At 73.1% G+C, this 26,460-nt stretch carries 23 protein-coding genes and 1 pseudogene; 9 read left to right on the forward strand and 15 right to left on the reverse strand.

Translation table 11 applies throughout. The features are described from left to right. The first annotated feature begins 337 nt into the window (after positions 1-337). The gene (locus tag GA0070216_RS16305; RefSeq protein WP_091246558.1) at positions 338-1,162 is read left to right on the forward strand and encodes a SigB/SigF/SigG family RNA polymerase sigma factor; all 825 of its coding nucleotides are present in this window, start codon (positions 338-340) and stop codon (positions 1,160-1,162) included. Positions 1,163-1,369: 207 nt separating this feature from the next. Here the strand turns inward: GA0070216_RS16305 and GA0070216_RS16310 are convergent, their stop codons facing one another. Genes GA0070216_RS16310 through GA0070216_RS16320 form a run of 3 tightly spaced genes read right to left on the reverse strand, consistent with a single transcriptional unit; the run spans position 1,370 to position 4,159 of the window. Next, on the reverse strand, positions 1,370-1,963 hold the full coding sequence (locus GA0070216_RS16310) for a GNAT family N-acetyltransferase (RefSeq protein WP_091246559.1): 594 nt from the start codon (positions 1,961-1,963) through the stop codon (positions 1,370-1,372). Next, positions 1,960-3,480: an APC family permease gene (locus tag GA0070216_RS16315; RefSeq protein WP_091246562.1), complete on the reverse strand. Its 1,521-nt coding sequence runs from the start codon at positions 3,478-3,480 to the stop codon at positions 1,960-1,962. Before GA0070216_RS16315 ends, GA0070216_RS16310 begins: the two co-directional genes overlap by 4 nt. Before the next feature lie 52 nt (positions 3,481-3,532). Next, positions 3,533-4,159, reverse strand: a complete 627-nt coding sequence (locus GA0070216_RS16320) for a GOLPH3/VPS74 family protein (RefSeq protein ID WP_176739003.1) — start codon at positions 4,157-4,159, stop codon at positions 3,533-3,535. A gap of 142 nt (positions 4,160-4,301) precedes the next feature. Between GA0070216_RS16320 and GA0070216_RS16325 the strand changes: the two genes are divergently transcribed. From GA0070216_RS16325 to hrpB, 3 genes are read left to right on the forward strand one after another with little or no spacing between them, the layout of a single operon-like run. After that, positions 4,302-5,147, forward strand: a complete 846-nt coding sequence (locus GA0070216_RS16325) for a helix-turn-helix domain-containing protein (protein ID WP_091246566.1) — start codon at positions 4,302-4,304, stop codon at positions 5,145-5,147. Positions 5,148-5,187: 40 nt separating this feature from the next. Next, complete coding sequence (locus tag GA0070216_RS16330) at positions 5,188-5,388, forward strand: DUF397 domain-containing protein (RefSeq protein ID WP_091246569.1); 201 nt, start codon at positions 5,188-5,190, stop codon at positions 5,386-5,388. A gap of 25 nt (positions 5,389-5,413) precedes the next feature. Beyond that, positions 5,414-7,930 carry an ATP-dependent helicase HrpB gene (gene hrpB, locus GA0070216_RS16335; protein ID WP_091246874.1) on the forward strand — a complete coding sequence of 839 codons (2,517 nt, stop codon included), beginning with the start codon at positions 5,414-5,416 and terminating at the stop codon, positions 7,928-7,930. A gap of 76 nt (positions 7,931-8,006) precedes the next feature. Here hrpB and GA0070216_RS16340 read toward each other — a convergent pair whose 3' ends face one another. Next, positions 8,007-8,732, reverse strand: coding sequence for a PP2C family protein-serine/threonine phosphatase (locus GA0070216_RS16340; protein ID WP_091246571.1), 726 nt, complete (start codon positions 8,730-8,732; stop codon positions 8,007-8,009). 269 nt (positions 8,733-9,001) lie between these two features. On the opposite strand from GA0070216_RS16340, the gene GA0070216_RS16345 reads away from it, so the two are divergent. Further along, the gene (locus GA0070216_RS16345; RefSeq protein ID WP_091246876.1) at positions 9,002-11,611 is read left to right on the forward strand and encodes a glycoside hydrolase family 9 protein; all 2,610 of its coding nucleotides are present in this window, start codon (positions 9,002-9,004) and stop codon (positions 11,609-11,611) included. Between the two features lie 473 nt (positions 11,612-12,084). Next, positions 12,085-12,495: a hypothetical protein gene (locus GA0070216_RS16350; protein ID WP_091246575.1), complete on the forward strand. Its 411-nt coding sequence runs from the start codon at positions 12,085-12,087 to the stop codon at positions 12,493-12,495. Between the two features lie 1,185 nt (positions 12,496-13,680). Here the strand turns inward: GA0070216_RS16350 and GA0070216_RS16360 are convergent. The 6 genes and pseudogenes from GA0070216_RS16360 to GA0070216_RS16385 form a co-directional block, all read right to left on the reverse strand. After that, positions 13,681-14,256 (reverse strand): annotated as a pseudogene (locus GA0070216_RS16360) (snapalysin family zinc-dependent metalloprotease); the annotation flags it as partial. 143 nt (positions 14,257-14,399) lie between these two features. After that, positions 14,400-14,657 carry a UBP-type zinc finger domain-containing protein gene (locus tag GA0070216_RS16365; RefSeq protein WP_091246582.1) on the reverse strand — a complete coding sequence of 86 codons (258 nt, stop codon included), beginning with the start codon at positions 14,655-14,657 and terminating at the stop codon, positions 14,400-14,402. Further along, on the reverse strand, positions 14,657-16,234 hold the full coding sequence (locus tag GA0070216_RS16370) for a Na+/H+ antiporter (RefSeq protein ID WP_091246585.1): 1,578 nt from the start codon (positions 16,232-16,234) through the stop codon (positions 14,657-14,659). Before GA0070216_RS16370 ends, GA0070216_RS16365 begins: the two co-directional genes overlap by 1 nt. Positions 16,235-16,271: 37 nt before the next feature. Next, positions 16,272-17,237: a TIGR03885 family FMN-dependent LLM class oxidoreductase gene (locus GA0070216_RS16375; RefSeq protein WP_091246587.1), complete on the reverse strand. Its 966-nt coding sequence runs from the start codon at positions 17,235-17,237 to the stop codon at positions 16,272-16,274. Between the two features lie 102 nt (positions 17,238-17,339). Continuing rightward, a complete protein-coding gene (locus GA0070216_RS16380; protein WP_091246590.1) occupies positions 17,340-18,752 on the reverse strand; it encodes an NADP-dependent succinic semialdehyde dehydrogenase in 1,413 nt (470 codons plus the stop codon). A 12-nt stretch (positions 18,753-18,764) separates the two neighbouring features. Then, positions 18,765-19,028 (reverse strand): DUF6343 family protein, encoded by a 264-nt coding sequence (locus GA0070216_RS16385; RefSeq protein ID WP_091246591.1) that lies wholly within the window; start codon positions 19,026-19,028, stop codon positions 18,765-18,767. A 179-nt stretch (positions 19,029-19,207) separates the two neighbouring features. Here GA0070216_RS16385 and GA0070216_RS16390 point away from each other — a divergent pair, with 179 nt between their 5' ends. Next, positions 19,208-20,062: a GDSL-type esterase/lipase family protein gene (locus tag GA0070216_RS16390; protein ID WP_091246593.1), complete on the forward strand. Its 855-nt coding sequence runs from the start codon at positions 19,208-19,210 to the stop codon at positions 20,060-20,062. Between the two features lie 104 nt (positions 20,063-20,166). Here GA0070216_RS16390 and GA0070216_RS16395 read toward each other — a convergent pair whose 3' ends face one another. From GA0070216_RS16395 to GA0070216_RS16405, 3 genes are all read right to left on the reverse strand, one after another. Then, a complete protein-coding gene (locus tag GA0070216_RS16395) occupies positions 20,167-20,883 on the reverse strand; it encodes an EcsC family protein (RefSeq protein WP_245722548.1) in 717 nt (238 codons plus the stop codon). A gap of 212 nt (positions 20,884-21,095) precedes the next feature. Then, positions 21,096-21,245: a hypothetical protein gene (locus GA0070216_RS34565; protein ID WP_176738988.1), complete on the reverse strand. Its 150-nt coding sequence runs from the start codon at positions 21,243-21,245 to the stop codon at positions 21,096-21,098. A 221-nt stretch (positions 21,246-21,466) separates the two neighbouring features. Beyond that, positions 21,467-22,372 carry a peptidase M23 gene (locus tag GA0070216_RS16405; RefSeq protein WP_091246597.1) on the reverse strand — a complete coding sequence of 302 codons (906 nt, stop codon included), beginning with the start codon at positions 22,370-22,372 and terminating at the stop codon, positions 21,467-21,469. A 419-nt stretch (positions 22,373-22,791) separates the two neighbouring features. Here GA0070216_RS16405 and GA0070216_RS16410 point away from each other — a divergent pair, with 419 nt between their 5' ends. Both GA0070216_RS16410 and GA0070216_RS16415 read left to right on the forward strand, forming a co-directional pair. After that, on the forward strand, positions 22,792-23,712 hold the full coding sequence (locus GA0070216_RS16410; protein ID WP_091246600.1) for a proteasome assembly chaperone family protein: 921 nt from the start codon (positions 22,792-22,794) through the stop codon (positions 23,710-23,712). Between the two features lie 230 nt (positions 23,713-23,942). Further along, a complete protein-coding gene (locus GA0070216_RS16415) occupies positions 23,943-24,740 on the forward strand; it encodes an exodeoxyribonuclease III (RefSeq protein WP_091246879.1) in 798 nt (265 codons plus the stop codon). Positions 24,741-24,882: 142 nt separating this feature from the next. Here the strand turns inward: GA0070216_RS16415 and GA0070216_RS16420 are convergent, their stop codons facing one another. After that, complete coding sequence (locus GA0070216_RS16420; protein ID WP_091246880.1) at positions 24,883-25,074, reverse strand: DUF397 domain-containing protein; 192 nt, start codon at positions 25,072-25,074, stop codon at positions 24,883-24,885. Next, complete coding sequence (locus GA0070216_RS16425; RefSeq protein WP_091246882.1) at positions 25,071-25,838, reverse strand: DUF5753 domain-containing protein; 768 nt, start codon at positions 25,836-25,838, stop codon at positions 25,071-25,073. Before GA0070216_RS16425 ends, GA0070216_RS16420 begins: the two co-directional genes overlap by 4 nt. Positions 25,839-26,460: the final 622 nt, after the last annotated feature.

Genomic DNA, 26,460 nt, shown 5'->3' on the forward strand with positions numbered 1-26,460 from the left:
AAACCCGACACCGCCCCCCGCATGTCGGGTTTCGGGTCGACGGACGGGTTCACCGGTTCACCGCCGGCAGCGCCCGGGTGGGCCCGTCCGCAGGGCCACCGGTGGGGGTGGCGCCCACCTCGCCCTCCGGCGGGTCACGCAGCGGTGCCGGTGATCACCATTCGGTCAATCTGTGCCCGATTTGGCCGTTTAGTGAGCGGAAATCACTTAAGTACATCAGCCTTTCGGCTAGATTTCCGCTCACCGATCAGGCTATGGTGGCTTCCGAACGGCCCATCTGAAGCTAAACCAAAGCGTCACGCCTTTTTCCGCGGACGAGGTGCAGGGAGGACCACCAATGACCGCGCCAACCATGAGCGAGCAGGCGACCACCACGCCACCCACCACCGAGAAGCTGGACCCGCGCGCCCTCACCGACAGCGCTGCGGACCTGCTGAACGCGATGGCCGCGCTGCCCGCCAACCACCCGTCCCGGCCCACGCTGCGGGACCGGGCGATCGAGGCCTGGCTGCCGCTGGCCAACCACCTGGCCCACCGCTACAGCGGCCGGGGCGAGCCCACCGACGACCTGGCCCAGACCGCCGCCGTCGGCCTGATCAAGGCGATCGACAAGTTCGACCCGACGCGCGGCGTCGACTTCGCCGGTTACGCCATCCCGACCATCATCGGTGAGCTGAAGCGGCACTTCCGCGACCGCACCTGGGACATCCGGGTGCCCCGTCGGCTCCAGGAGCTGCGACTGGCGATCTCCGACGCCAACAGCTCGCTGTTGCAGACCCTCGGCCGCTCGCCGACGGTCGCCGACATCGCCGCCCACCTCAAGCTCACCGAGGAAGAGGTCCTGGAGGGCCTGGAGGGCGCCCGCGCCTACAACGCGGTGTCGCTGTCCACCCCGACCGGTGACGGTGACCGGGCCACCGAGCTGGGCGACATGCTCGGCGGCGAGGACAACGAGTTCGAGCTGGCCGAGCTGCGGGTCGCCCTCGGCCCCGCGTTGGCCACCCTCGACGAGCGTGAGCAGAAGATCCTCACCCTGCGCTTCTACGGCAACCTGACCCAGTCGCAGATCGCCGACCAGATCGGCGTCTCGCAGATGCACGTGTCGCGGCTGCTCGCCCGGGCCCTGACCAAGCTGCGCGGTCAGCTCGACGGCACCTACTAGGGGTGGAGGCGGTCGCCGGCCCGGTGGGCCGGTGACCGCCGCGACCACAAGGCCCGGTCGGCGGTTCGCCGGCCGGGCCTTCCCCGGTCCGGGGCACCCGACCGGACGGACCGGCCACGGCAGCCGACCGACCCCCGCTCCGACGGCCACCACACCACGAAGGGGCCCCGACGCGCTCGCGTCGGGGCCCCTTCGTCGTCGGTACGGTCAGCTGCTCACCGGGTCCCGCCACATCGGATAGAACGGCGTGCCGTCGGGCAGCCGGAAGACCTCCCGCAGCCGGTAGCCGTGCCGGGCGTAGAGGTCCCGCCCGGCCTCGCTGCTCGCCTCCAGGTAGCCGGGCACCCGGTGGGCGTCCAGCCAGGCGTGGTGGTGCCGCAGCAGTGCGGTGCCCAGTCCCTGGCCCTGCCGTCCCGGCCGGACGGCCAGCAGCGCCAGGTGGTGGTGGTCAGGGTGCGGATGGTTGGCCGCGAACAGTTCGTCGAGGTGCTGGAACCGGGGAGTCCACTCCCCGCAGGCGGCGGCCAGCCGGTCGTCGTAGTCCACCGGAGCGGGCGACTCGTCACCGACCTGCGGCAACCAGACCGCCACCCCGTCCCGGTCGGCGGTGCCGAAGACCAGGCCGTGCCGCATCGCGTGGTCGACCAGGATCTCGAAGTTGTCGGCGAAGACGGCTTCCCGCTTGGCCTCGTCCGGCACCAGCCACCGGGTCGCCGGGAGCACCAGGAACGCCTCGGCGATCCGCTCGGCGACGAGCCGGGTGTCGGCGGTGTCGAGTCGCTCGACGGTGACCGTGCTCATCGCCGGGCCTCCGCCGGCACCGGGCCGTCCACCTGCGGGGCGAACAGTGAGGTGGCCGCGCTCTCCGCACCGCGCCCGATCCGGGCGTAGACGTCGGGACGGTTGGACCGCAGCACCATGCCCCAGAGGAAGCCGATCAACGCGGCCACCGGGTAGACCCCCGGGATGATCCAGCGCAGCGGTGAGTCCGGTGCGACACCGAGCAGGGTGGCGAAGTTCGCCACCGCCACCGCGACGATGGCGGCCAGCGCCACGGTGGCCAGCGCCGGCGCGATCGCCCGCCGCCACAGCGACTCCGAGGTGTCCGACCGGGCGAAGTAGACGATCACGGCGACGCTGGTGGTGGCGATCAGCAGCAGCACGCCGAACCCGCCGCCGGTGCCGGCGTAGTAGAAGAGCTGCACCACCGGGTCCCAGCCGTTGACCGCGTACAACACGATCACCAGCAGACCGAGCAGGCTCTGGGCCAGCGACGCCACCCGGGGTGCACCGGTGCGCGCCGAGGTCTGCCCGAAGGCGGCCGGCAGCACCCGCTCCCGGCCGAGCGCGAAGGCGTACCGGGCGGTGGTGTTGTGGAACGAGATCATGGCGGCCAGCACCGAGGTCATGAAGAGCGCCTGGCCGATGGTGACGGCGGTGTCGCCGAGGTGCGCGGCGGCCAGGTTGAAGATCAGTTCGATGCTCTGCTCACCGGCGGCGGCAGAGATGTTCTCCGGCCCGACGGCCACGGTCATCGACCAGGAGGAGAGGGCGTAGAGCCCAGCGATGATCGCCACCGAGAGGTAGGTCGCCAGCGGGACCGTCCGCTTGGGGTCCTTGCTCTCCTCGCTGAAGACCACCGAGGACTCGAATCCCACGAACCCGGTCATGGCGAGCACCAACAGCGCACCCGCCCCCGGCACCAGCAGGTTCGACGGGGCCAGCGCGGCGAAGCTGGTGGTGCCGCCCGCCGGGTTGCTGAGCTGCCCCAGGTCGAACACGAGGATCACCACGATCTCGGCGATCAGCAGCACCGCCAGGACCTTGCCGTTGACGTCTACCCGCAGCAGGCCGAGGAAGGCGACCAGCGCCCAGGCCACCAGGGCCACCACGGCCCAGTGCGGCTCGACGCCGAAGAGGGTGCCGAGCACGGGGGCGGCGGCGGCGCCGATGGCGCCATACAGACCGACCTGGAGCGCGTTGTACGCGATCAGGGCGACCCAGGCCGCGCCGACGCCGGCCGGCCGGCCGATGCCGCGCGAGACGTAGGCGTAGAACGCGCCGGCGTTCTCCACCCGGCGGGCCATCGCCACGTAGCCGACGGAGAAGAGCGCCAGCACGACGCCGACCGCGAGGAAGGCCAGCGGCATACCGGTGATGCCGGTGACCGCGTAGCCGGTGGTGACCACGCCGGCCACCACGGTCAGCGGGGCGGCGGCGGAGAGGACGAAGAAGATGACCGACGGCACACCGAGGCGGCCGCGGGCCAGGGCGTCACTGACGTTACTGGGTCGTGCGACTGTCGAATGGGGGGGCATGGGGCTGCTCCGGGAGAGGGGAGAGGAGGGGGAAGGCGGTGGCGCGGCGAGATCAGGGGATGCCGCGCAGCACCGCCGCGCCGACCGCGGCCTCGGTGTGCACGACGAGTTCCTTCAGGGGGGCGGGCAGCGACTGGACGAGGGTGGCCAGCCGGTGGTGGGCACGCGGGCCGGCGCTCCACAGCACCTCGCGGGTCAGCCCGGCGGCGGCCACCAACCCGAGCAGGGTGGTATCCGACACCAGGGGCTGCTCCGGTCGCTCGACCAGTGCGCGCAGCCGGGTCGCCGGCCAGGCGGCGGCGTTGAGGTCGATCGGCAGGTAGCTGACGGTGGTGCGCAACAACCGGCGGTTCTCCTGTCGACGCAGCACCCCGGCGCGGGCCAGCCGCTCCCCCACCGAGGTGGTGGACGACTGGGCCAGGAATGAGAGCCAGGTACGCACCGCCTGGTGCTGCGACTCACCGATCAGTTGGTCGAGCACGGTGTGGGCCAGCGCGTCAGCCGGGGGACGCCGGTCGATCACGGTGACGAGTCCACCGGAGACGGTGATCTGTCCGAACAGGATCAGCTCGGCCAGCAGCCCGGCGGCGAGGCTGAGCCCGGTGGCACTCGGATGCAGCTTGGCTTTGCCACGGCTGTCGTTGTGCGCAATCAAAAAGAACTCGTCGGCGATCAGCAAACGAGCCTCCCACGCATTGTCCACAGGTGATCCACGCCGGGTGACAGGATGCCCGCAGACCTCCAGCTTTGCAACTCCCAGATTCGATGGTTGCACTCCGTACTCAGGCGACCTGCGGATCTTGTCGTGACAGACTCGGAGGGTGACTGCCAGCCCCACCGTTCGCCGCCGCCGCATCGCCCGTGAACTCCGCCAACTGCGAGAACGTGCGGGGATGACCCTCGACGTGGCCGCCCGCCAACTCGACATGTCCAAGAGCAACCTGTCCCGGATCGAGAACGCCCAGATCGGGATCAAACCCCGCGACGTCCGCGCCGCCCTGGCCCTCTACGAGGTGACCGGCGTCGATGCCGAGGCGCTCATCGAGATCGCCCGGGGCGCGCAGCAGCGCGGCTGGTGGCAGAACTACAGCGACGTGCTGCCGGAGTGGTTCGAGTTCTACGTCGGCCTCGAGGCGGAGGCGGAGAGCCTGCGCACGTACGAGGCCGAGTCCGTCCCCGGACTGCTGCAGACCGAGGCGTACGCCCGAGAGATGTTCCGGCGCACGGCCGGCGAGGAGGGGTTGGAGCGCAAGGTGGCCGCCCGGTTGCGCCGGCAGGAGATGCTGCACCGGGAGTCTCCCGCGGTCGAGCTGTCGGTGGTGCTCAACGAGGCGGTGCTGCTGCGCCCGGTGGGCGGGCGGGCCGTGATGGCGGAGCAGCTGACCCACATGACCCAGGTGGCCCAATCACCGAACGTGACATGCCACGTACTGCCGTTCGCGTCTGGCGGCCACCCGGCGATGAGCACCCCGTACGTGATCATCACGTTTGCCGACGCGGCCGACAATTCCGTGGTTTACCTGGACAATCTCACGCTGGGTCTGGCGCTGGAGGAAACGGGACACGTGCGCGGGTATACCCTTGTGCACGAGGAGCTGTGCCGGATGGCACTGGATCCGGCGGAGTCCTTGGCCCGCCTGGAGGAGGCTGCTCGTCACTTTGCGTGATCGCATTGCGGCACGCCCGGGGGGAACGGAAGGTACGGGAATGCAGGCGCTGCCTCTGTCCATGATGGACTGGCGGACCAGCAGCCGCAGCAGCGGCAACGGTAACTGTGTGGAGATCGCCGCCACCGACGACCGGATCGCGGTGCGCGACAGCAAGGACCGGTGCGGGCCCGCGCTGGTCTTCTCCGCCCACGCCTGGACAGCCTTCGTCACCGGCATGGAGGCGGTACGACCGGGCTGACCCCGGGCGTGCCACAGTGGCAGCCGTGCTCTCCGACGTACCACTCGACCTGCCGGTCCGGCCGGCGCTGCCACCGCTGCTGCGGGCGCTGACCGGCACCGGCAGCGCGGTCCTGGTGGCCCCGCCCGGGACCGGCAAGACCACCCTCGCCCCGCTCGCGGTGGCCGACGGGGTGGCCGGCCGGGTGCTGGTCGCCCAGCCCCGCCGGGTGGCCGCCCGGGCGGCGGCCCGACGGATCGCCGACCTGCTCGGCGAGCGGGTCGGCGACCGGGTCGGGTACGCCGTGCGCGGCGACCGCCGGGTCGGCCCGGACACCCGGATCGAGGTGGTCACCACCGGTCTGCTGGTCCGCCGGCTGCTGCGCGACCCCGAACTGCCCGGGGTCGACGCGGTGCTGCTCGACGAGTGTCACGAGCGGCAACTCGACGCGGATCTCGCGCTGGCCTTCACCGTGGAGGCCCGCGCCGCGCTGCGCCCCGAACTGTGGCTGGTGGCGATGTCGGCGACCCCGGAGGCGGACCGGTTCGCCGCGCTGCTCGGCGGCGACGCCGCGGCCCCGGTGATCCGCGCCGAGGCGGCCCTGCACCCGGTCGCCCGGGTCTGGACGCCGCCACCGCGACCGGTCACGCCAGCGGGCGCGGGCCGGGTCGATCCGGCCCTGCTCGACCACGTCGCCGCCACCGTCCGGCGGGCGCTGCACGAGCAGGACGGCGACCTGCTGGTCTTTCTGCCCGGGGCGGGTGAGATCGGGGCGGTGGCCCGCCGGTTGGCCGACCTGACCGACCGGGTGGCCGTCCTGCCGCTGCACGGGCGGCTGCCCGCCAGCGCGCAGGACGCCGCGTTGCGCCCCGCCGGGCGTCGTCGGGTGGTGCTCGCCACCTCGGTCGCGGAGAGCAGCCTGACGGTGCCCGGGGTCCGGGTGGTGATCGACGCCGGGTTGGCCCGGGTGGCCCGTACCGACCTGTCCCGGGGGCTGGGCGCGCTGGTCACCGTGCCGGTGTCCCGGGCCGCCGCGACCCAGCGGGCCGGTCGGGCCGGTCGACAGGCTCCGGGGGTGGTCTACCGCTGCTGGTCCGAGGCCACCCACGGCCGGCTCGCCGCCCAGCCCGCGCCGGAGATCGCCACCGCCGACCTGACCGGGTTCGCGCTGGATCTGGCCGCCTGGGGCAGCCCGGACGGCGTCGGCCTGGCGCTGCCCGACCCGCCACCGGCCGCCGCGCTGACCGTGGCCCGGGGAACCCTGACCACCCTCGGCGCGATCGACGCCGAGGGTCGGGTGACCGCCCGGGGACGGGCCATCGCCGCCACCGGGACCCATCCCCGGCTGGGTCGGGCCCTGCTCGACGGCGCCGCCCGGGTCGGCCGGGACCGGGCCGCCGAACTGGTCGCCCTGCTCGCCGAGGACGGCCTGGTCGGGCGGCACGACGACCTCACCGCCGGATGGCGGCGGCTGCGCGACGACACCGACCCCGGTGCCACCGCCCGCTGGCGCGCGGAGGTACGCCGGCTGCGCGCCGCCCTGCCCACCACCACCGAGCGGGGCGGTGGCGGCGGACGGCTGCCGGATGATCTGGCGGCGGGGTTGCTGGTGGGGCTGGCCTACCCGGAGCGGCTGGCCCGGCTGCGCCGGGCCGGCGGGACGTCGTACCTGATGGCGGGTGGGACCGGGGCGGAGCTGGCAGCGGGGTCGGCGCTGACCGGGACGGCCTGGCTGGCCGTGGCGGTCGCCGACCGGTCGCCGGGCGCACCGACCGCCCGGGTCCGGCTGGCCGCCCCGGTGGACGAGGCGACCGCGCGGGAGGTCGGCGGCCCGCTGCTGACCGAGGTACGCGAGGTCGGCTGGGTCGACGGCGACGTGCTGGCCCGGCAGGTGACCCGGCTCGGGGCCATCGAGCTGATCAGCCGCCCGCTGGCCCGGCCGGCGTCGGAGCTGCTGGCGGCCGCCCTCGCCGACGGGCTGCGCCAGGCCGGCCTGGACCTGCTGACCTGGACCCCGGCGGCCCGGGCGCTGCGGGAGCGGTTGGCGTTCTGCCGGCAGGCGTTGGGGGCGGACTGGCCGGAGGTCTCCGACGCCGCACTGCTCGATGCCGCCGACCGGTGGCTCGGGCCGGAGCTGGCCGCCGCCCGCCGCCGTGCCGACCTGGCCCGGATCGACGTGACCGGGGCGTTACGTCGGCTGCTGCCCTGGTCGCAGGCGGGCCGGCTGGACGAGCTGGCCCCGGAACGGATCGAGGTGCCCAGCGGCTCCCGGGTCCGGGTCGACTACGCCGATCCGGCCGCGCCGGTGCTGGCGGTGAAGCTGCAGGAGACGTTCGGCTGGGCGGACGCGCCCCGGTTGGCCGGCGGACGGGTGCCGGTGCTGCTGCACCTGCTCTCGCCGGCCGGCCGGGCGGTCGCGGTCACCGCCGACCTGGCGTCCTTCTGGCGCACCGGCTACCCGCAGGTGCGCGGGGAGCTGCGGGGGCGCTATCCGCGCCATCCCTGGCCCGAGGACCCGACCACGGCCACGCCGACCCGGCACACCACGCACCGTCGACGTTGAGCCGGCCCACCCGCCGCGCACGGGGCGGCCCGTCCGTTGCCGGCAGGCCGGGTTCGCAGGTTGGCGGCGGACCGGGTCACTCGTCGACGACGTCGGCGATGAGCACGGTGATGTTGTCGGGGCCACCGGCCCGCAGCGCCAGGTCGATCAGGCGGCGGGCGCAGGCATCCCGGTCCGGGGTCTCCCGGAGCACCTCGGTGAGGGTGTCCGGGCGGACCACGTTGGAGAGGCCGTCGCTGCACAGCAGCCAGCGGTCGCCGACCCGCGGCACCATCGTCGCGTACGAGGGGGAGACCTGCTCGCCCTGCAACGCCTGGGTGACCACGGCCCGCCGGGGGTGGCTGGACGCCTCCTCGGGGCTGATCACGCCCTGGTCGACCAGCATCTGGACGAAGGTGTCGTCCCGGGTGACCTGCTTGAGGATGCTGTCGCGGAACAGGTAGGCCCGGGAGTCACCGACGTGCGCGAGCGCCAGGCAGCTGCCCGTCCGGGAGAAGAGCAGGGCGGTCAGTGTGGTGCCCATGCCCTGCCGCTCCCGGTCCTCCTCGACCGCCTGGTGGATCCGCGCGGTGGCCAGCTCGATGCCGGTCTGCAACGCCGCCACCAGGGCGTCCTCGGGGGTCTCCACGTCCAGTGGGGCGACCGCGTCGATGGCGATCCGGCTGGCCAGGTCGCCGGCCGCCATCCCGCCCATGCCGTCGGCGACGGCGACGAGCCAGGCACCGGAGTGCATGGCGTCCTGGTTTCCGCTGCGGATCAGCCCACGGTCGCTCGTCCCGACGGAACGAAGCTTCAGGGTCATGGATGGCAGCCTGCCAGGCGGAGGGTGTTGTTGTCTCTAGGAGATCAGGACGACTGCGCGTGGCGCGGTGAATCTCACTGCCGGACCCGGTCGATCCGGGACGGGCCGGCGCGCCCCGACCAGGCCGAAGGTCATCCAGTCGAATCGATTGACAGGGACGAGACGCGCTGGAAACATCTGGCTGATACCTGGGAGCGCTCCCAGTTGCAGGTAGCTTTCCGCCCGCACTCCACCACTCCCCCTTCCGCCCGGAAAGGAATCCCGTGATCCTGACCCGACGACGTCGGCGGCATCTCGCGGTACTGGCAGCGACGACCTTGATCCTCACCGGAGCCGGCGCCGGCGTGGCCCACGCCGAGGTCCCGCCGGACGCCCCCGAGCAGATCAGCAACGGCGACTTCAGCGAGGGCGTCTCGCCCTGGTTCTCCTACGGCACCGGCCCACTCGACGTGGTCGACGGCCGACTCTGCGTCACCATCCCGGCCGGACTGGCCAACCCGTGGGACGCCGGCATCGGCCACGACGGGGTCCGGCTCAACGCCGGCGCGGAATACAAGCTGAGCTTCGACATCTCGGCCACCCCCGGGTTGAGCGTCAACGCCGTGCTCCAGCTCGGCAGCGCCCCCTACACGTCGTACGCGAGCGTGCCGGCGGTGGCCGCCCCGACGAGCAAGCGGGTCGAGCAGACGTTCACCGTTCCGGACGACAACCCGAACGCCCAGCTCGTCTTCCAGGTCGGCGGGGCCGCCGCCGAGCAGCGGCTCTGCCTGGACAACGTCTCGCTGCGCGGCGGCGAGGCCGCCCCGCCGTACGTGCCGGACACCGGCCCCCGGGTCCGGGTCAACCAGGTCGGCTACCTGCCCGGCGGCCCCAAGAACGCCACCGTGGTGACCGAGTCGACCGGGGCGCTGCCCTGGCAGCTCAAGTCGGCGGCCGGCACGGTGGTCGCCAGCGGCACGGGCACCCCGCGCGGGGTCGACGCCGCCTCCGGGCAGAACGTGCAGACCATCGACTTCTCGGCCTACCGGACGGCGGGCACCGGCTACACGCTGGTCGCCGACGGCGAGACCAGCCACCCGTTCGACATCTCCGGTGACCTGTACGACCGGCTGCGCGCCGACTCGATGCAGTTCTTCTACGCCCAGCGCAGCGGCATCGCCATCGACGGTGACCTGATCGGCGAGGAGTACGCCCGCCCGGCCGGCCACCTCGGGGTGGCCCCCAACCAGGGTGACACCCAGGTGCCCTGCCAGCCCGGCGTCTGCGACTACTCGCTGGACGTGCGCGGTGGCTGGTACGACGCGGGCGACCACGGCAAGTACGTGGTCAACGGCGGCATCGCCGCCTACCAGCTGCTGAGCGCGTTCGAGCGGACCAAGACCGCGGAGACCGCCAACGGTGGCGCCGCGCTGGGTGACTCGACGCTGCGGCTGCCCGAGCGGGGCAACGCGGTGCCGGACGTCCTCGACGAGGCCCGCTGGGAGATCGAGTTCCTGCTCCGCATGCAGGTGCCGGCCGGCAAGCCGCTGGCCGGGATGGCCCACCACAAGATCCACGACAAGGCGTGGACCGGCCTGCCGCTCGCCCCGCAGGACGACGCCCAGCCGCGTGAGCTGCACCCGCCGTCGACCGCCGCCACCCTCAACCTGGCCGCCGTCGCCGCGCAGTGCGCCCGCCTGTTCGCCCCGTACGACGCGGCGTTCGCCGCCCGCTGCGGCACCGCCGCGTCGACCGCGTACGCCGCCGCCAAGACCCACCCGGTGATCCTCGCCGACCCGGCCGACGGCATCGGCGGCGGGGCGTACGAGGACAGCAACGTCACCGACGAGTTCTACTGGGCGGCGGCCGAGCTGTACCTGACCACCGGCAAGAAGGCGTACCTGGACGACCTGACCGCCTCGTCGCACCACACCGGCGAGGTGTTCGGCGCGGGTGGCGCATTCAGCTGGCAGAGCGTGGCCGCGCTCGGCCGGCTCGACCTGGCCACCGTGCCGAACGGCCTGCCGGCCGCCGACCGGGCCCGGGTCCGCGCCTCGGTGACCGCCGCCGCCGACAACTACCTGACCACCCTGCACGCCCAGGCGTACGGCCTGCCGGTGCCGGGTGCGGCGGGCAGCTACGTCTGGGGCAGCAACAGCAACATCATCAACAACATGGTCGTGCTGGCCACCGCCTTCGACCTGACCCGGGACGCGAAGTACCGGGACGGCACGGTGCAGGCCACCGACTACCTGCTCGGCCGCAACGCGCTGAACATCTCGTACGTGACCGGCTGGGGCGAGCAGAACGCGCAGAACCAGCACAGCCGGATCTTCGGCAACCAGCTCAACCCGGCCATGCCGCACCCGCCGGCCGGCTCGCTCGCCGGTGGCCCGAACGCCGACCTCCAGGACCCGTTCGTCGCCCAACTGCTCAAGGGCTGCGCGCCGATGTTCTGCTACGTCGACGACATCAACTCGTACTCGACCAACGAGGTGGCGATCAACTGGAACTCGGCGCTGGCCTGGCTCGCGTCGTTCCTCGCCGACCAGGGTGACGCCAAGGCGGTGGCCCCGCGCACCTGCGCGGTCAGCTACCAGGTGCACGGCACCTGGCCGGACGGCTCCAACACCCAGGTCGTCGTCCGCAACACCGGCGACACCGCGATCGACGGCTGGACCCTGCGGTACGCCTACACCGGCGACCAGAAGGTCACCCAGGCGTGGACGGCCACGGTGACCCAGTCCGGGGCCACCGTGACGGCGAAGAACGAGTCGTACAACGCGAAAATCGCACCGGGCGGCAGCGTGACCTTCGGTCTGCTCGCCAGGACCGGCACGCTGGCCAACCCGTCGCCGGACCTGATCACCGTCAACGGCGTCGCCTGCACGGTGTCCTGACCGGCACTCCCACCCTCGGGCCCCGGGCTGCCACCCGGGGCCCGAGCGCGCCGGGCGGTCGTCCCCCGACCGTCCGGCGCTCCCCCACCAGGCCCCACCACCCCGCGACACCCACCACACCCCACCACCCGGCACGCCCGAACACCGGCACCCCCACCACCCGGCACGCCCCACCACCCGGCACCCCCACCACCCGGCACGCCGACCACCCCGCCACCCGGCAAAGCGACCACCCGGCATGCCCACCACCCCCGCCAACCGGCACAGCAACCACCCGGCACGGCAACCACCCGGCACCCTCGCCACCCGGCAACGCCCCACTACCCGGCACCCTCGCCACCCGGCACGCCGACCACCCACGCCCAGCCCGACCCGCCGGCACGGCCAGCCCGCCAGTCCGACAGGCCCGCCGGACCCGACCCGACCCGACCGACCGGCACGTCCTGCCCGGTCCAGTAGTGGAGGCGAGTTCCATGCCCGAGCTGACCACGATCTCCGACGCCGAACGTCGGCGCATCGTCCACGAATTCGTCGACGAGACCGTCGGCGACGCCCACCCCGAGGTCGTGGCGATGGTCCGTGACCTCACCTTCCGGGTCCGCGACACCGTCGAACTGGCCCGCGCCGCCGGCATCACCCCCGAGTCGCCCCGCGCCGGCCACGTGGTGGCCGCGCTGGTCGCCGCGTACGGCGAGGTCTTCGACCGGGTCGACGACGCCGGTTACCGCAGCGCGCTACTGGCCCGCCTCGAGGTCGCGAACGACCCTCGGACCGAGCGCTACTTCCAACTCCTCGCCACGGTCAACGGCTGGACCCCACCCCCCACCCTGACCCCCGTCCTGGACTGGTTCATCGCCGCGCTGCGCCAGCACCCCGCACCCTGACCATCCCTCGCGCCCTAACCCGCCCGGGCCTGCCCTCCGCGCTCCCGCCCCATCGACGAAACGTGCCAGGCCGGGCGCGGTGCGGTCGCGCGGTGCGGTCCTGCAGTGCGGTCGCGCGGTGCGGTCGCGCGGTGCGGTCCTGCAGTGCGGTCGCGCGGTGCGGTCCTGCAGTGCGGTCCTGCAGTGCGGTCCTGCAGTGCGGTCGCGCGGTGCGGTCGCGCGGTGCGGTCCTGCGGTGCGATGCGATGCGATGCGATGCGCGCGGTGCGGTGCACTGCGGTCCGCGCGGTGCGGTTCATGCGGTGGGGTCCACGCGATTGGGCGTGCAGAACGGTCCGAGCCGTGCAATGCGGTCCGAGCGGTGGGCTGCGGTCCGAGCGGTCCCGTCTGGTGGGGCACGTCGGGCGGGTCAGCGTGCGGTCAACCGAGACCTAACCGCTACGGGCCGGGCATACACGTCTCCCACCCACACCTTGGCCCGAGACGTGTATGCCTGTCCGTCATATTTATGACCGACAGGCATACGTGTTCCAGGACAGTCATACTCACCTAGAGCTCACGCACGGTGACGGTCAGCACTACGCCCGAGTGGCTCAGCCTGGCCTCGTCGATGACAGCGACCAGCAGCAACGACCAACGGCGGCAGGCCGTCGCGTAGAGGCCGGACCAGAGCCCCAGGACGCCCCGCTTGGGTAGCGCGGCAACCTCGGCACGATGTCTCGTCTGCGGAATTCGCTCCTGGCTGGCCCACCGCTGCGGCGGTCTTCGGCACACTCCACTGCGGGCGCCCTTCACCCGCCCCGGGCTCCGCACGCCCGGCCCAGATGCCCCCCAGCCCGCACGCGCACCCCACCTCCAACCCCACCACACGCACGCACACGCTCCCCCGACCGGCACACTCCGCCCGCGCCTGCCCACACATGCAGCCCGAGCCGGTGGGTCCGGCAGGAGGCAGTCGACCGGGCAGAGCACGGCCGGGCCAAGCCGTGCAGGGCCGAACAGGGCCAAGCCGAGCCGGGCCGAGCCGAGCCGAGCCGGGCCGGGCCGGGCCGGGCCGGGCCGGGCCGGGCCAAGCCGGGCCAAGCCGGGCCGGGGCAGGGGCAGGGCAGGGCAGGGCAGGGGCAGGGCCGAGCGCCCGCTGTCACGGCACGACAGGCGGGCGCTCGGTCCAGGCGGGACTCAGCCGGGCAGGCCGCTGACGGCGGCGGGTACGGCGACGTCGCCGCCGGTCCAGACGTAGCTGGCGTCCACGGCCGAGGTGACGCGCCCTCCGGCGAACAGCGAGTTCACCCGGGATGCCTCGGCGGTGCTGGGCTTGGCGTTGCGGCAGGAGACCGGGGCGCTGCTGCCGGACATCAGGTCGGTGCACAGGCCGGTCCGGTTGTCCGGCAGGCCGAGGATGTGGCCGATCTCGTGGGTGGCGATGCGGGTCCGGTCGTACCCCTGGTCGACGGCCTGGGTGCCCATCCAGACCCGGCCGTTGCCCAGGCTGGTGGTCTGTGCGCGGGGCCAGCCGGTGTCGACGTAGATGGTGATGTTGCCCGGCGTGCGGGCGACCAGCCGGACATTGGTCACCGAGCTGTTCCAGATCGTCGCGGCCTGGTCGAAGTTGGTGCGGAACTCGCCGGCCCGGCTCGCGTCGTAGTAGACGGTCCGGGCGGCGGCGGACGCGGTGGTGCCGACCGAGGCGACCGCGCCGGTCGCCGCGAGCACCAGCGCCAGCAGGGTCCCGGCGGTACGCGAGAACTGTCGTCGGATCATCCGACCTCCCATCGATAGAAGTTCACCGATGTTATGCGGTCGGTCGGATCAGGGTCGAATAGCGGTTACGTCATACCGTCGGCCCACGGCACCGACAACACCGCCGGCCCACGGCACCGACGGCACGGACAGCTCAGCCGGGCTCAGCCGATCTCCTCGTCGAGGAAGCACCAGCGCCAGGCTTCCCCCGGCTGGATCGAGCGCATCACCGGGTGCCCACTCGACTCGAAGTGCTTCGTGGCGTGCTGGTACGGCGACGAGTCACAGCATCCCACCTGCCCACACTCCACACAGCACCGCAGGTGCACCCAGTCGTCGTTGCCGACGGCGACGCACTCCGGGCAGGCCTCGGCAACGGTCGGCTCGGTGGTCCCCGCCCCGGTCAGGTGCGCACAGCTCATCAGTCGCTCTCCCGTCGCAACAACGACTCCTCCAGGTCCAGGTCACGGTAGGCCCGCACCAGCACCTCCTCGGGAATCCGTCCCTCGTCGCGGGCGGCCCGGAAGACCTCCCGCTCGGCGTCGATCATCTCCTGCCGCAGCCGACCGTACGCCTGGGACGGGGTCTCCCGGTCGCTGCCGCCGAGCCGCTCCCAGGCCAGGTTGGTGCGGCTCTGCACCAGCCCGCGCAGCCGCTCCACCACGGCCGGCGGCGCGCCCTCGGCCAACTCGTCGAGCCGCTCCCGGGCCGCCCGGCCGGCCTGCTGCTGCACCGTCGCGGCGGAGAGCGCGTCGGCCACCGGGTCGTCCGGGGTCAGCTTCAAGCGGCGGGCCACCCACGGCAGGGTCGCGCCCTGCCCGAGCAGGGTCGCCATGATCACCGCGAAGGCCAGCCAGATGAACAGCGCCCGCTGGTAGGGCTGCTCCCCGGCCAGGGTCAGCGGCAGGCCCAGCGCGGCGGCCAGCGTCACCACCCCGCGCATCCCGGCCCAGCCGATGACGATGGGGAACTGCACCGGCGTGGCCGGGTCGCGCTGCCGGACCCGGGGCACCAGCCGGGCCAGGTAGGTGGCCGGGAAGACCCAGACGAACCGGGTCAGGAAGACCGCCGCCAGCACCGCCGCGGTGATCCCCACCAGCCGCCCGGTCGGCTCGTCTAGATCTTGCAGCACCTCGGGCAGTTGCAGGCCGACCAGCAGGAAGACCAGCCCCTCCAGCAGGAACTGCACCAGTCGCCAGAACGCACCGGTCTGCAACCGGGAGGCGGCCGACAGCAGCAGCGGCATCTTGTGGCCGATCCCCAACCCGGTGACCACCACCGCCACCACGCCGGAGGCGTGGATCGCCTCGGCCGCGAAGACCACCGCGAACGGCACGATCAGCGACAGCGCGTTGTCCAGCAGCGGGTCGGTGGTCCGCTTGTGCAGGTAGCCGAAGACCACCACGCCCAGCAGCCCGACCAGCACCCCGCCACCGGTGGCGACCACCACCTCCTGCGCCACGTACCCGAAGCTGACCGAGCCGGCGCTGGCGGTGGCCGCGACGATCGCCACCCGCAGCAGCACCAGCGCGGTGGCGTCGTTGACCAGGCTCTCCCCCTCCAGGATGGTCACCACCCGCCGGGGCAGACCCACCCGGCGGGCCACCGCGGTCGCGGCGATCGCGTCCGGCGGCGCCACCACCGCCCCCAACGCCAGGCAGATCGCGTACGGCAGGTCGGGCAGGAACAGGTGCACCACCGTGCCCACCACGAAGGCGGTGAAGATCACCAGACCCACCGCGAGCAGCAGGATCGGCCGCAGGTTGAGCCGGAACGCCGGGACCGAGGTGCCCAACGCCGCCACGTAGAGCAGCGGCGGCAGGATGCCCACCAGCACCAGGTCGGGATCGAGCCGGACGTGCGGGAAGCCCGGCAGGAAGGACAGCCCGAGGCCGAGCACCACCAGCAGGATCGGCGCGAGCAGGCCCAGCCGGCGGGCCAGCGCGGCACCGAAGGTCGCGATCGCCAGGAAGACCACGACCTCGAACAGAGCTTCCATGGAGTAGCAGCCTAGGGGTACGACCGGGCCGGGGTGATCACCCGGCGGCGCGCAGTTTCGGCAGCACCTCCGCGCCGAACGTGTCGATGAAGGCGCGCTGTTCCTGCCCGACGTGGTGCAGGGCGATCTGGTCGACGCCCAACGACAGGTACTCCTCCAGCCACCCGACGTGCCGGCCCAGGTCGGCCGAGACGTTCACCACTTCGGTGACCTTCTCCATCGGCATCCGCTCGCTGACCACGTCGAAGTGCTCGGCGGTGTCCAGGTCCCAGCAGACCGGCGGCGGAAAGACGTTGCTGCGCCACTGCTCGTACGCGATCGCCTCGGCCTCGGCCTGCTCCGGCGCCCAGCTCACGTGCACCTGGAGGTGCACCGGCCCCCGCCCACCGGCGTCCCGGTAGGCGTCGATCATCTCGCGCAGGTGTGCGGTCGGCGCGTTCACGGTGATCAGGCCGTCCGCCCACTCCGCGCACCACCGGGCGGTGGCCACGCTGACCGCCGCCCCGATCAGCGCCGGTGGTTCCTCCGGCCGGGTCCACAGCTTGGCCCGGTCCACCCGGACCAGGCCGTCGTGGCTGACCTCCTCGCCGGCCAGCAGCGCCCGGATCACCTCCACGCACTCCCGCAACCGGGCGGTCCGCACGTCCTTGCGCGGCCAGCCGTCGCCGGTGATGTGCTCGTTGCTCGCCTCGCCGGTGCCCAGCGCCGCCCAGAACCGGCCCGGGTACATCGCGCCCAGGGTGCCGATGGCCTGCGCGATGATCGCCGGATGGTAGCGCTGGCCGGGGGCGTTGACCACGCCGAACGGCAGCCCGGTGGCCTGGAGCGCGGCCCCCAGCCAGGACCAGGCGAACCCGGACTGGCCCTGCCGGGTGCTCCACGGCGAGAAGTGGTCCGACGACATGGCGGCGTCGAAGCCGGCACGTTCGGCGTGCACCACCGCCTCCAGCAGGCGACTCGGATGGATCTGCTCGTGGGAGGCGTGGAAGCCGAACACCGTCATGGCGTCCTTCCGTACCCATGACGGTGCGCGGTTAAAGCTCGCCCGCGCCGGCTTACCCGGCGGGGTCGCCCGCCGCCCGGACCGGGTCGCGGCGAGGCGGGGTCACTCGGCGTGCGCGCCGGCGCCGACGGTGGCGGCGCCCTCCCCCACCCAGACGGTCTTGGTGTTGCAGAACTCCCGCATCCCCAGCGCCGACAGCTCCCGGCCGTAGCCGGAGTTCTTCACCCCACCGAAGGGCAGCTCCGGATAGGAGGTGGTCATGCCGTTGACGAAGACGTTCCCGGCGTCCAGGTCGGTGGCGAACCGCTCCTGCTCGGCCGGGTCGGTGGTCCAGGCGTTCGCGCCCAACCCGAAGGGCGTGCCGTTGGCGACCTCGATCGCCTCCTCGTACGACGACACCCGGTAGAGCCCGGCGACCGGCCCGAAGACCTCCTCGGCCCACATCCGCATCTGCGGGTTCAGGTCGGTCACCACCGTCGGCGGATAGAACCAGCCGTCGCCGGTCGGTTTCTCGCCGCCGCAGAGCACCGTCGCGCCGTGGTCCACCGCGTCCTGCACCTGGGCGTGGATCTCGTCCCGGCCGCTCTCGCTGGCCAGCGGGCCGACGTCGGTGTCGGCGTCCATCGGGTCACCGACCCGCAGCGCGGCCATGTGGGCGGCGAACTTCCCGGCAAAGGCGTCGAAGACGTCGGTGTGCACGATGAACCGCTTGGCCGCGATGCAGGACTGGCCGTTGTTCTGGCAGCGGGCGGTGGTGGCCACCTCGGCGGCCCGGTCCAGGTCGGCCGAGGGCATCACCACGAACGGGTCGCTGCCGCCCAGCTCCAGCACCGTCTTCTTCAGCTCCCGGCCGGCGATCTGGGCGATCGAGCGGCCCGCGCCCTCGCTGCCGGTCAGCGTGGCGGCCCGGACCCGGGGGTCGCTGAGGACCCGGTCGACCGCGTCGGAGCCGACCAGCAGGGTGGTGAACGCGCCCTCCGGGAAACCGGCCCGACGGAACACGTCCTCCAGATAGAGCGCGGTCTGCGGCACGTTGGAGGCGTGCTTGAGCAGGCCGGTGTTCCCGGCCATCAGGGCCGGCGCGGCGAACCGCATCACCTGCCAGAGCGGGAAGTTCCACGGCATCACCGCGAGCACCGGCCCGATCGGCTGGTAGCGGACGAACGCCCGCTTGGCCTTGACGGCGGCGGCGTCGGCGGGCTCGTCGGCGAGCATCCGCTCCGCGTGCCCGGCATAGAACCGGCAGGCGGTCGCGCACTTGGTGACCTCGGCCTTCGCCGCGGCGTACGTCTTGCCCATCTCGGTGGTCATCAGCCGGGCGGTCTCGTCGCGCTCGGCGTCGAGCAGGTCCGCGGCGGCGTTCATCCACTGCGCCCGCTGGGCGACCGTGGTCCGGTACAGATCCCGGTACGCCAGGTCGGCCCGTTCGATGGCGGCGTCGATCTGCTCCGCCGACATCGGCTCGTACGACTTGAGCACCTGACCGGTGGCCGGGTTGGTGGTGGCGATGGGCATCTCGTGCTCCTGTCACTCGAAGAGTGAGTGCCGTGCGCCCGGCTGCTCACGGCGGCGGACGGCGCGGCGGCGCTGGATGACGACCAGGTCGACCACCGCCACGGCGGCGAACAGCGCGCAGAGCACACCCAGCCAGGCCAGGCCGGCCCAGAACGCTCCGACCGCGAAGACGGTCATGGTGACCAGGCCGAACAGGGCCAGCGCCAGGCGGAGGTTCAATGCGCTGTAGGCGTGGCCGACCGTGCCACGGGCACGCCGGGGCTGCGATCTCGTCATCGTCTCGGCCTACCCCGGCGTGGACGCCACTAACCGACCGCTGCCCGCACACTCCTACCAGATTGGTGTTTCTAGATGTCGACTCTGCCCGGAAGTCGACACGAGCGGGCCACCCCACCCCGTCCGGCCCGTAGAGTGACCGGGCTGTCGCTCTGCGCTGTCTGACCGGGGGAAGACGCATGCCTCGACGCTGGGTCGCCGCCGTGGCCTGCCTGTTTGCGCTGGTCGCGCTCGCCTGCGAGGAGGGCGGCGGGGCGTCCCCCCGCCCCACCAAGAGCGGGTCGACACCGACCGGCCTGCCCACCACGATGGCCGCCCTCGGCGACTCGATCACCACCGGTTTCGGCTCCTGCCTGGTGCTCACCTCGTGCCAACGCAACTCCTGGTCCACCGGGGACGGCATCCGGGTGGAGAGCCACTACCGGCGGCTGCTCGACGCCGACGCCCCGATCCGCAACCGGGCCCGCAACCACGCCGTGCCGGGTGCCCGCGCCGAGGCCCTCGCCGGGCAGGCCGGCGCCGCCGTCAAGGACAAGGCCGACTACGTGACGGTGCTGATCGGGGCGAACGACGCCTGCCGCGACGACATCGACCGGATGACCTCGGCGGCCACCTTCCGCAGCCAGGTCGACCGGGCGCTGCGGGTGCTGCGGGATGGCCGCCCCAAGGCCCGGGTCCTGGTGGCCAGCGTCCCCGACCTCAACCGGCTCTGGGAGATCGGGCACACCGAGTCCCGCGCGGTGCGGATCTGGAAGACCGGCATCTGCCCGGCCCTGCTGGCGAACCCCACCTCGGACGCCAAGGCCGACCGGGACCGGCGGACCCGCTTCGCCGAACGGATCGACGCGTACAACGGTCAACTCAAGGCGGCCTGCCGGGCGTACGGGTCGCGGTGCCACTACGACGGCGGGGCGGTGCACCGGGTGCGGTTCAGCCTGGACGAGGTCAACGCGCTGGACTGGTTCCACCCCAACGTGGCCGGGCAGAACCGGCTCGCCGACGCGACCTTCCCGGCCGCCGGTTGGCGACTCTGAGCCGTACCCGCCGCCGGCCGGCCCCCGACGGGACGCCGGTCAGGCCCGCGACGGGTCACGCCGCGCCCGGCGGTGGGCCGGACACGGCGGGCGCGGACGGCTGATCAGGGGCGGCGCGGTTGGGGCACCCCGCCCCGGTGTTCCCGGTAGAGCGCCTGGGCGCGCTCGGCGAGATCCTTGGTGGCCGACGAGTTGGCCCAGGTGCCGAGGATGATCGCGGCCCCCGGAACAACCTTGGCGAAGATCCGCTTCGCCGCCCGCACCCCGGCCATCCGGGCCAGCCGGACGCCCAGTTGCAGCATCACCCGGCCGAGCGGGTTCTGGGCGGCGTGACCGAACAGCGCGCCGGCCCGCTCCCGACCGGCCGCGACGCCCAGTGCCAGCCGGGCCGCCTCGGCCGCTTTGTGCACCTTCTGCAGGACGAGCAGGTCGGTGGCCCGGTCCGGGTGGGCCGGGTTCGCGCCGTAGGCGGCGGCGACGTGCAGCACCAGCCGGGCCTGGGTCCAGGCCAGCACGCCGACGTCGATGACGGCACCGGGCAGCCCGGCCGCACCGGAGACCGCGCCGGAGAGCCGGGCCCGATTGACGAAGCGCCGGATCGCCTGCTCGGCCAACTGGTCGGCGGTCGCGTCGGGTCGTTCCGCCCGCGCCTTGGCGATCCACTGCGCCGCCTCCGGGCCGAGCCGGCGGACCGCCTCCAGGGCCAGGTGCTCCGGCGCGTACTGCGGATCGTCCCGCATCCGGTCCCAGAGCCGGGCCGGCGGCGCCTCGGGCACGTCACCCGGATCACCGGCCGGTGCCCCCGGCACCGCCGAGACCACCGCTCCCGGCACCGCCGACACTGCTGTCCCCGGGACCGCCGGCTGCACAGCTGGCGGGGCGGTGGCTGCCGGTGCCGTGGTCGCCGGTGTCACGGGGACCGCCGGGCCCGGAGTGTCCGCCGGGACCGGCGGCGTGGGTACGGTCGGTTCGTCGTCGACGGGCACGGCGTCGGTCACAGAGGCTCCCGGTGGTGGAATAGGTTCAGGGGCGGTCAGCGACGGCGGCCCGACAGCTTGCTGGCCGCCTGCTTGAGCCGCGCCTGGTTCGCCGGCTTGGCCAGCTCGCGCCGACCCCGGTCGACCAACTGCTGCCCCTTGGGCGAGCGCAGGAAGGCGCTGATCCGCTGCATCAGTGCTGACATGTCGTCCTCCGATCGGATGTCCTGCGTCATGTGTACCCGATCCGAGCAATCGCCAACCGTCCACTGTGTCCGGTGGAGGATAGCCACCGATGCCGGTCCGACACGAACGGAGCCGGCCCGCCCGAGGCAGGCTCGGGCGGGCCGGGTCCCCGGGTAGGACCACTCAGGTCAGGACGGGGGGCTCAGGTCGGTGCGGGAGGGCTCAGATCGGGACGGGAGGGTCAGACCAGGACGGCGGCGACCACCTCGGTCGCCCGCCACTCGTGCTGGGCGTAGAGATCGGGGTAGGCGGAGATCTGCACGGCCTGCGCGGCGACGGTCAGCGGCAGGTCCTCCCAGCCGGGGATCTCCAGCAGCGCGTTGAGGAACGCCCGGGTGGCGAACGCCGGGTCCATCAGCTGCCCGACCTCGCCCCAGCCGCTGCTGGGCCGCTGCTGGAACAGCCCGACCGAGTCGTGGTCCCAACCGATGGCCTGGTGCGGGTAGTTCTGCGACTCGGGCAGCACACCGCTGGCGTAGTTGTAGAGGTTGCTCTCCTGCATCGCGGTGGCCACCGCGATGACCAGGGCCCGGCGCGGGACGCCCATCGCCCGCCCGGCCTTGACGATCTCCTTGGCGTTGTCCATCTGGGCCTGGTCGAGGCCGGCCACCGGGACGATCCGCTTCGGCCTCGGCTTGGGCTTGGGTCGGGGCTTGGGCCTGGTGGTCCTGGTCGCGCTCGGCGTGGGGGCGGCGGTGGTGGGGCTGGCGGTGGTCGGGCTGGCAGGGGTGGCGTCGGGAACGATGGTGACCGGGGTACGGACCTCGGCGCGGGAGGCGGCCTGCTGGCTGCGCTCGGCGAGCGCCGCCTCGGTGCCGGCCCGGTCGTCGGCCCGCTCGGCCGGCAGGGCCTGTGCGCCGGCGACGGCGGTCGCCCCGAGGCAGCAGAGCACACCGGCGGCGAGGGCCACCCGGGTCCGGGCCGGACGGCGTCGGAGGTTAACGAGTCCGCCGAGGCGGGTACGGAGGGAACGGCGGGTACGGGCTTCACCGAGAACGCCGACCTGAACGGACGAGGGGGTGTCGTCCGAACGGCCAGTCATGCCCCGGCGGGCGCCCTGGTCGTCGATGGTGTCGTCGTCACGCATCCGCCGAGGCTAGACATGCCCTCTTCCGGTGACCCACCGTCACAGAGTGGCCCTCATCACAATCGTCGACCCACCGGCGGGACGCCGGCCCTGGACGGACGGCCGGGGCGACAGACCGCCCGCAACCGGCATTACGGTCAGGAAAACCGGGGCATGTCGTCCCGCGTGGTCGAGCGCCCAGAGCACCCCGGCCGGCAGCATGATCCATCATGTCCCCCTTTTGGGTGACAGGCCCGAACCGTCCGACCGAGCCACCCCCGGCACCATCGGTGAATTGGTGGCTTCCTCCGGGTTTGGTAGCCGGATCGGTCACGACACGCCCAGTGATGGAATGGATGACGCCGACGGGTACGTTCCCCGAACCGGGTGCCGCCCGCGCACGGCCGCCCGTACGCGCGTTTCCTCAGGAGGTCCGACCGGTGCTCGACCCACACGAGCTGTACCAGCTCACCGACGATCTGCCCGACCTCGGTCAGCCGGTGCTGATCCAGGCGCTCACCGGCTTCGTCGACGCCGGCAACGCCAGTCGGTTGGCCCGCGAGCAGTTGCTCACCTCGCTGGACGCCCGCACGATCGCCACCTTCGACGTCGACCAGCTCTTCGACTACCGGTCCCGCCGCCCGGTGATGACCTTCGTCGAGGACCACTGGGAGGACTACGACGCCCCCGAGCTGGCCCTGCACCTGCTGCACGACGACGACGAGACGCCGTTCCTCCTGCTCACCGGCCCGGAACCGGACCTGCAGTGGGAGCGGTTCGTGGCGGCGGTCAGCGCGGTGGCCGCCCGGCTCGACGTCCGGCTCACCGTCGGGCTCAACTCGATCCCGATGGCCGTCCCGCACACCCGGCCCACCGGGGTCACCGCGCACGCCACCCGCCGGGAGCTGATCTCCGGCTACGAGCCGTGGTTGCAGCGGGTGCAGGTCCCGGGCAGCGTCGGGCACCTGCTGGAATACCGGCTCGGCCAGGCCGGCCGGGACGCCCTCGGCTTCTCCGCCCACGTGCCGCACTACGTCGCGCAGACCGAGTACCCGGCCGCCGCCGAGGTGCTGCTCTCCTCGGTGTCCCGCAGCACCGGCCTGCTGCTGCCCAACGACAGCCTGCGCTCCGCCGCCGAGGTGGTCCGGGTGGAGATCGACCGGCAGGTCGCCCAGACCGACGAGGCCGCCGCACTGGTCACCGCCCTGGAGGAGCAGTACGACGCGTTCGCCCGGGGGCGGGGCGAGAAGAACCTGCTCGCCGCCGAGACCGGCCCGCTGCCCACCGCCGACGAGCTGGGCGCCGAGCTGGAGCGCTTTCTCGCCGAGCAGACCCGGCCCGGCGACACCCCGGGCGCCTGACCCACCCGTACGCCGACGGCGGCGATCCCCACCCGGGACGCCGCCACGCGCGTGCCGCCGGGCGGGTCGGCGCCGGTCGGCGCACCGCCGCTCACCGGACGGCCGCGCGGAGTCCCGGCCCGGCGGAGTCGCCGGCACGCCGGGCAGCGACGCGGAGTCCCGGCCCGGCGGAGTCGCCGGCTTGGCGGGCCGACCCGGCGGGGCGGGCCGGGATGCGGCAGGCTGGGCACATGCGCCTGGCGACCTGGAACGTGAACTCGGTGAAGGCCCGGCTGCCCCGGCTGCTGGACTGGCTCGCCGGCACCGCCCCCGACGTGGTGTGCCTGCAGGAGACCAAGTGCCCGGACGGGGCCTTCCCGGCCGCCGAGGTCGGTGAGCTGGGCTACGAGGTGGCCAGCCACAGCGACGGCCGGTGGAACGGGGTGGCGATCCTGTCCCGCGCCGGCCTGACCGACGTCACCGTCGGATTCCCCGGCGAACCGGGCTTTCCGCAGCCCGAGGCGCGCGCCATCTCCGCCACCTGCGCCGGCGTCCGGGTCTGGTCGGTGTACGTCCCGAACGGCCGGGCGGTCGACGACCCGCACTACGCCTACAAGCTGGCCTGGTACGCCGCGCTGCGGGACGCCCTGTCGCCGGAGGTGGCCGCCGGTGGGCCGGTCGCCGTCTGCGGGGACTTCAACGTCGCCCCGACCGACGCCGACGTCTGGGACCCGGCGCTCTTCGCCACCTCCACCCACGTCACCCCCGCCGAGCGGGCCGCCCTGGCCGCCCTGCGCGACCTCGGGCTCAGCGACGTGGTGCCCACCCCGATGAAGGGGCCGCACCCGTACACCTACTGGGACTACCGGGCCGGCATGTTCCACCAGAACAAGGGCATGCGGATCGATCTGGTGTACGCCTCCGCGCCACTGGCCGCGACGGTCCGCTCCGCGTACGTCGACCGGGAGGCCCGCAAGGGCAAGGGCCCCTCCGACCACGCCCCGATCGTGGTCGACACCGACCTCCCGCCGGCCGTCGACACGCCCTGACCCGCCGCCCCGGGGCAGCGCCGCCGTTGCCCGCCCAGGGGGGCGGGACGCCCCGGCTGGACGGCTGGCGGGTCGGGACGCCTTGGCGGGTCGGCTGGCGGGGCGGGACAGCTTGGCGGGCGGGACGCCTTGGCCAGGTCGGCTAGCGGGGGTGGGACGCCTTGGCCAGGTCGACGAAGCCGCGCCACGCGCCCGGCGTGAAGGTCAACATCCCGCCGTCGCGGTCCTTCGTGTCGCGGACCAGGACGACGCCGGGCAGGTTGTCCGCCACCTCGACGCAGTTGCCGCCGTTGTTGCCGCTCCTGGTGCTCTTGCGCCACCGCGCACCGGTCACGTCCATGCTGCCGCCACCTTCCGAATGAGATCCAGGGACTGCGCCCGAGGCAGGGCCTCCCCCACTATGCGCGCCCACCGCTGCTCCAAGGTAGCGATATCCTGACGCTGGTCGATGATCTGCGCCCGCACCTGACCGTCCACATGCGCCACCCGCGTCCCGTCGTCGAGGTCGGCCACGATGAACGGTCCGCCGAGGCCGGCGTACATCCCGGTGTCCGCCGGGACCACGTGCACCTGCACCGTCGGCAGCTCGGCGCACTCGGCCAGGTGGGCGCACTGCTCGCGCATCAGCTCGGGCCGCCCCCGCACCGGCCGGCGGAGCACCGCCTCGTCGATGACGGCGACCAGCAACGGCGGGCGGGCCCGGTGCAGGACCGACTGCCGGCCGATCCGCGCCTTGGTGAGCTGATCGACCTCCTCCTCGGTGAGCGCCTCACCCGCCAGGGTCGCCCGTGCGTAGGCTTCGGTCTGCAGCAGCCCGGGAATCCAGGCCAGCTCGAACCCGCGCAACGCGATCGCCTCACGCTCGATGTCGGCCCACCGGCGGAACCACACCGGCTCGCGCCGCCGCAGCGCCTCCGGCCACAACTCCAGGACGTCCCTGCCCAGCGCCATGGCAACCTGGGCGCGGTGGCGGGTCTGGGGAATCCGTCCATGGCTCGCCCACCGCGCGGCGGTCTTGGGGTCGACCCCCACCCGGGAGGCGAGACTCTCGGCGGTCTCGCCGCTCTGGGTCATCGCCTCGATCACTGCCCGATTCATCCCGAGTCCCCTCCGGACGTTCTGAACGGTCGCCGCCATCCTGCTACGCGGTGTGTTCGGACCGCAACTCTCGGCAGGGTGGTTTTCAGAGCGACGCCGCCGGTCGGTGTGAGATCCCCACCGGTCGCGTCTGCCGAGGGGCCGCCCGGTAGGAGGGGACCGGACGGCCCCTCCTCCAACACCCCACGGACAGAAGGGACCCCGCCGTGCCCGAGGAGCAGCCGAAACCACCACCCGCCCCGAACCCACCGCCCCCGCCGCCGCCCCCACCACCCGCGCGCCCGAGCGTCCCCGGCCCGATCGGTCCGTTCATCCCGCCCTACCGGGGGCCGGGCCGGATCACCGGCGTCGTGCCGGCGCACCGCTGGGCGGGGCGGTGCAACCGGGGGCCGCAGTGCCCGGGGTAGCCGTCGCCGCCGGTGACCTGCTACACCTGACCAGGGAGGCGAGCGTGCAGTTCAGCCGGCCGATCACGGTCCGGGTCATCCGGGTGCTGACCGACTGGCACACGTACGACGGGTGGGTGTGGATCGACGCGTACGAGCTGAATGGTGCCGGTGACGCGGTGCGGCGGCGGACCCTGTTCCTGATGGTTGATTCTGCTGTCCCGGTTGTCGGTGGA

The sequence above is a fragment of the Micromonospora matsumotoense genome (assembly GCF_900091525.1).
Taxonomy (GTDB): Bacteria; Actinomycetota; Actinomycetes; order Mycobacteriales; family Micromonosporaceae; genus Micromonospora; species Micromonospora matsumotoensis.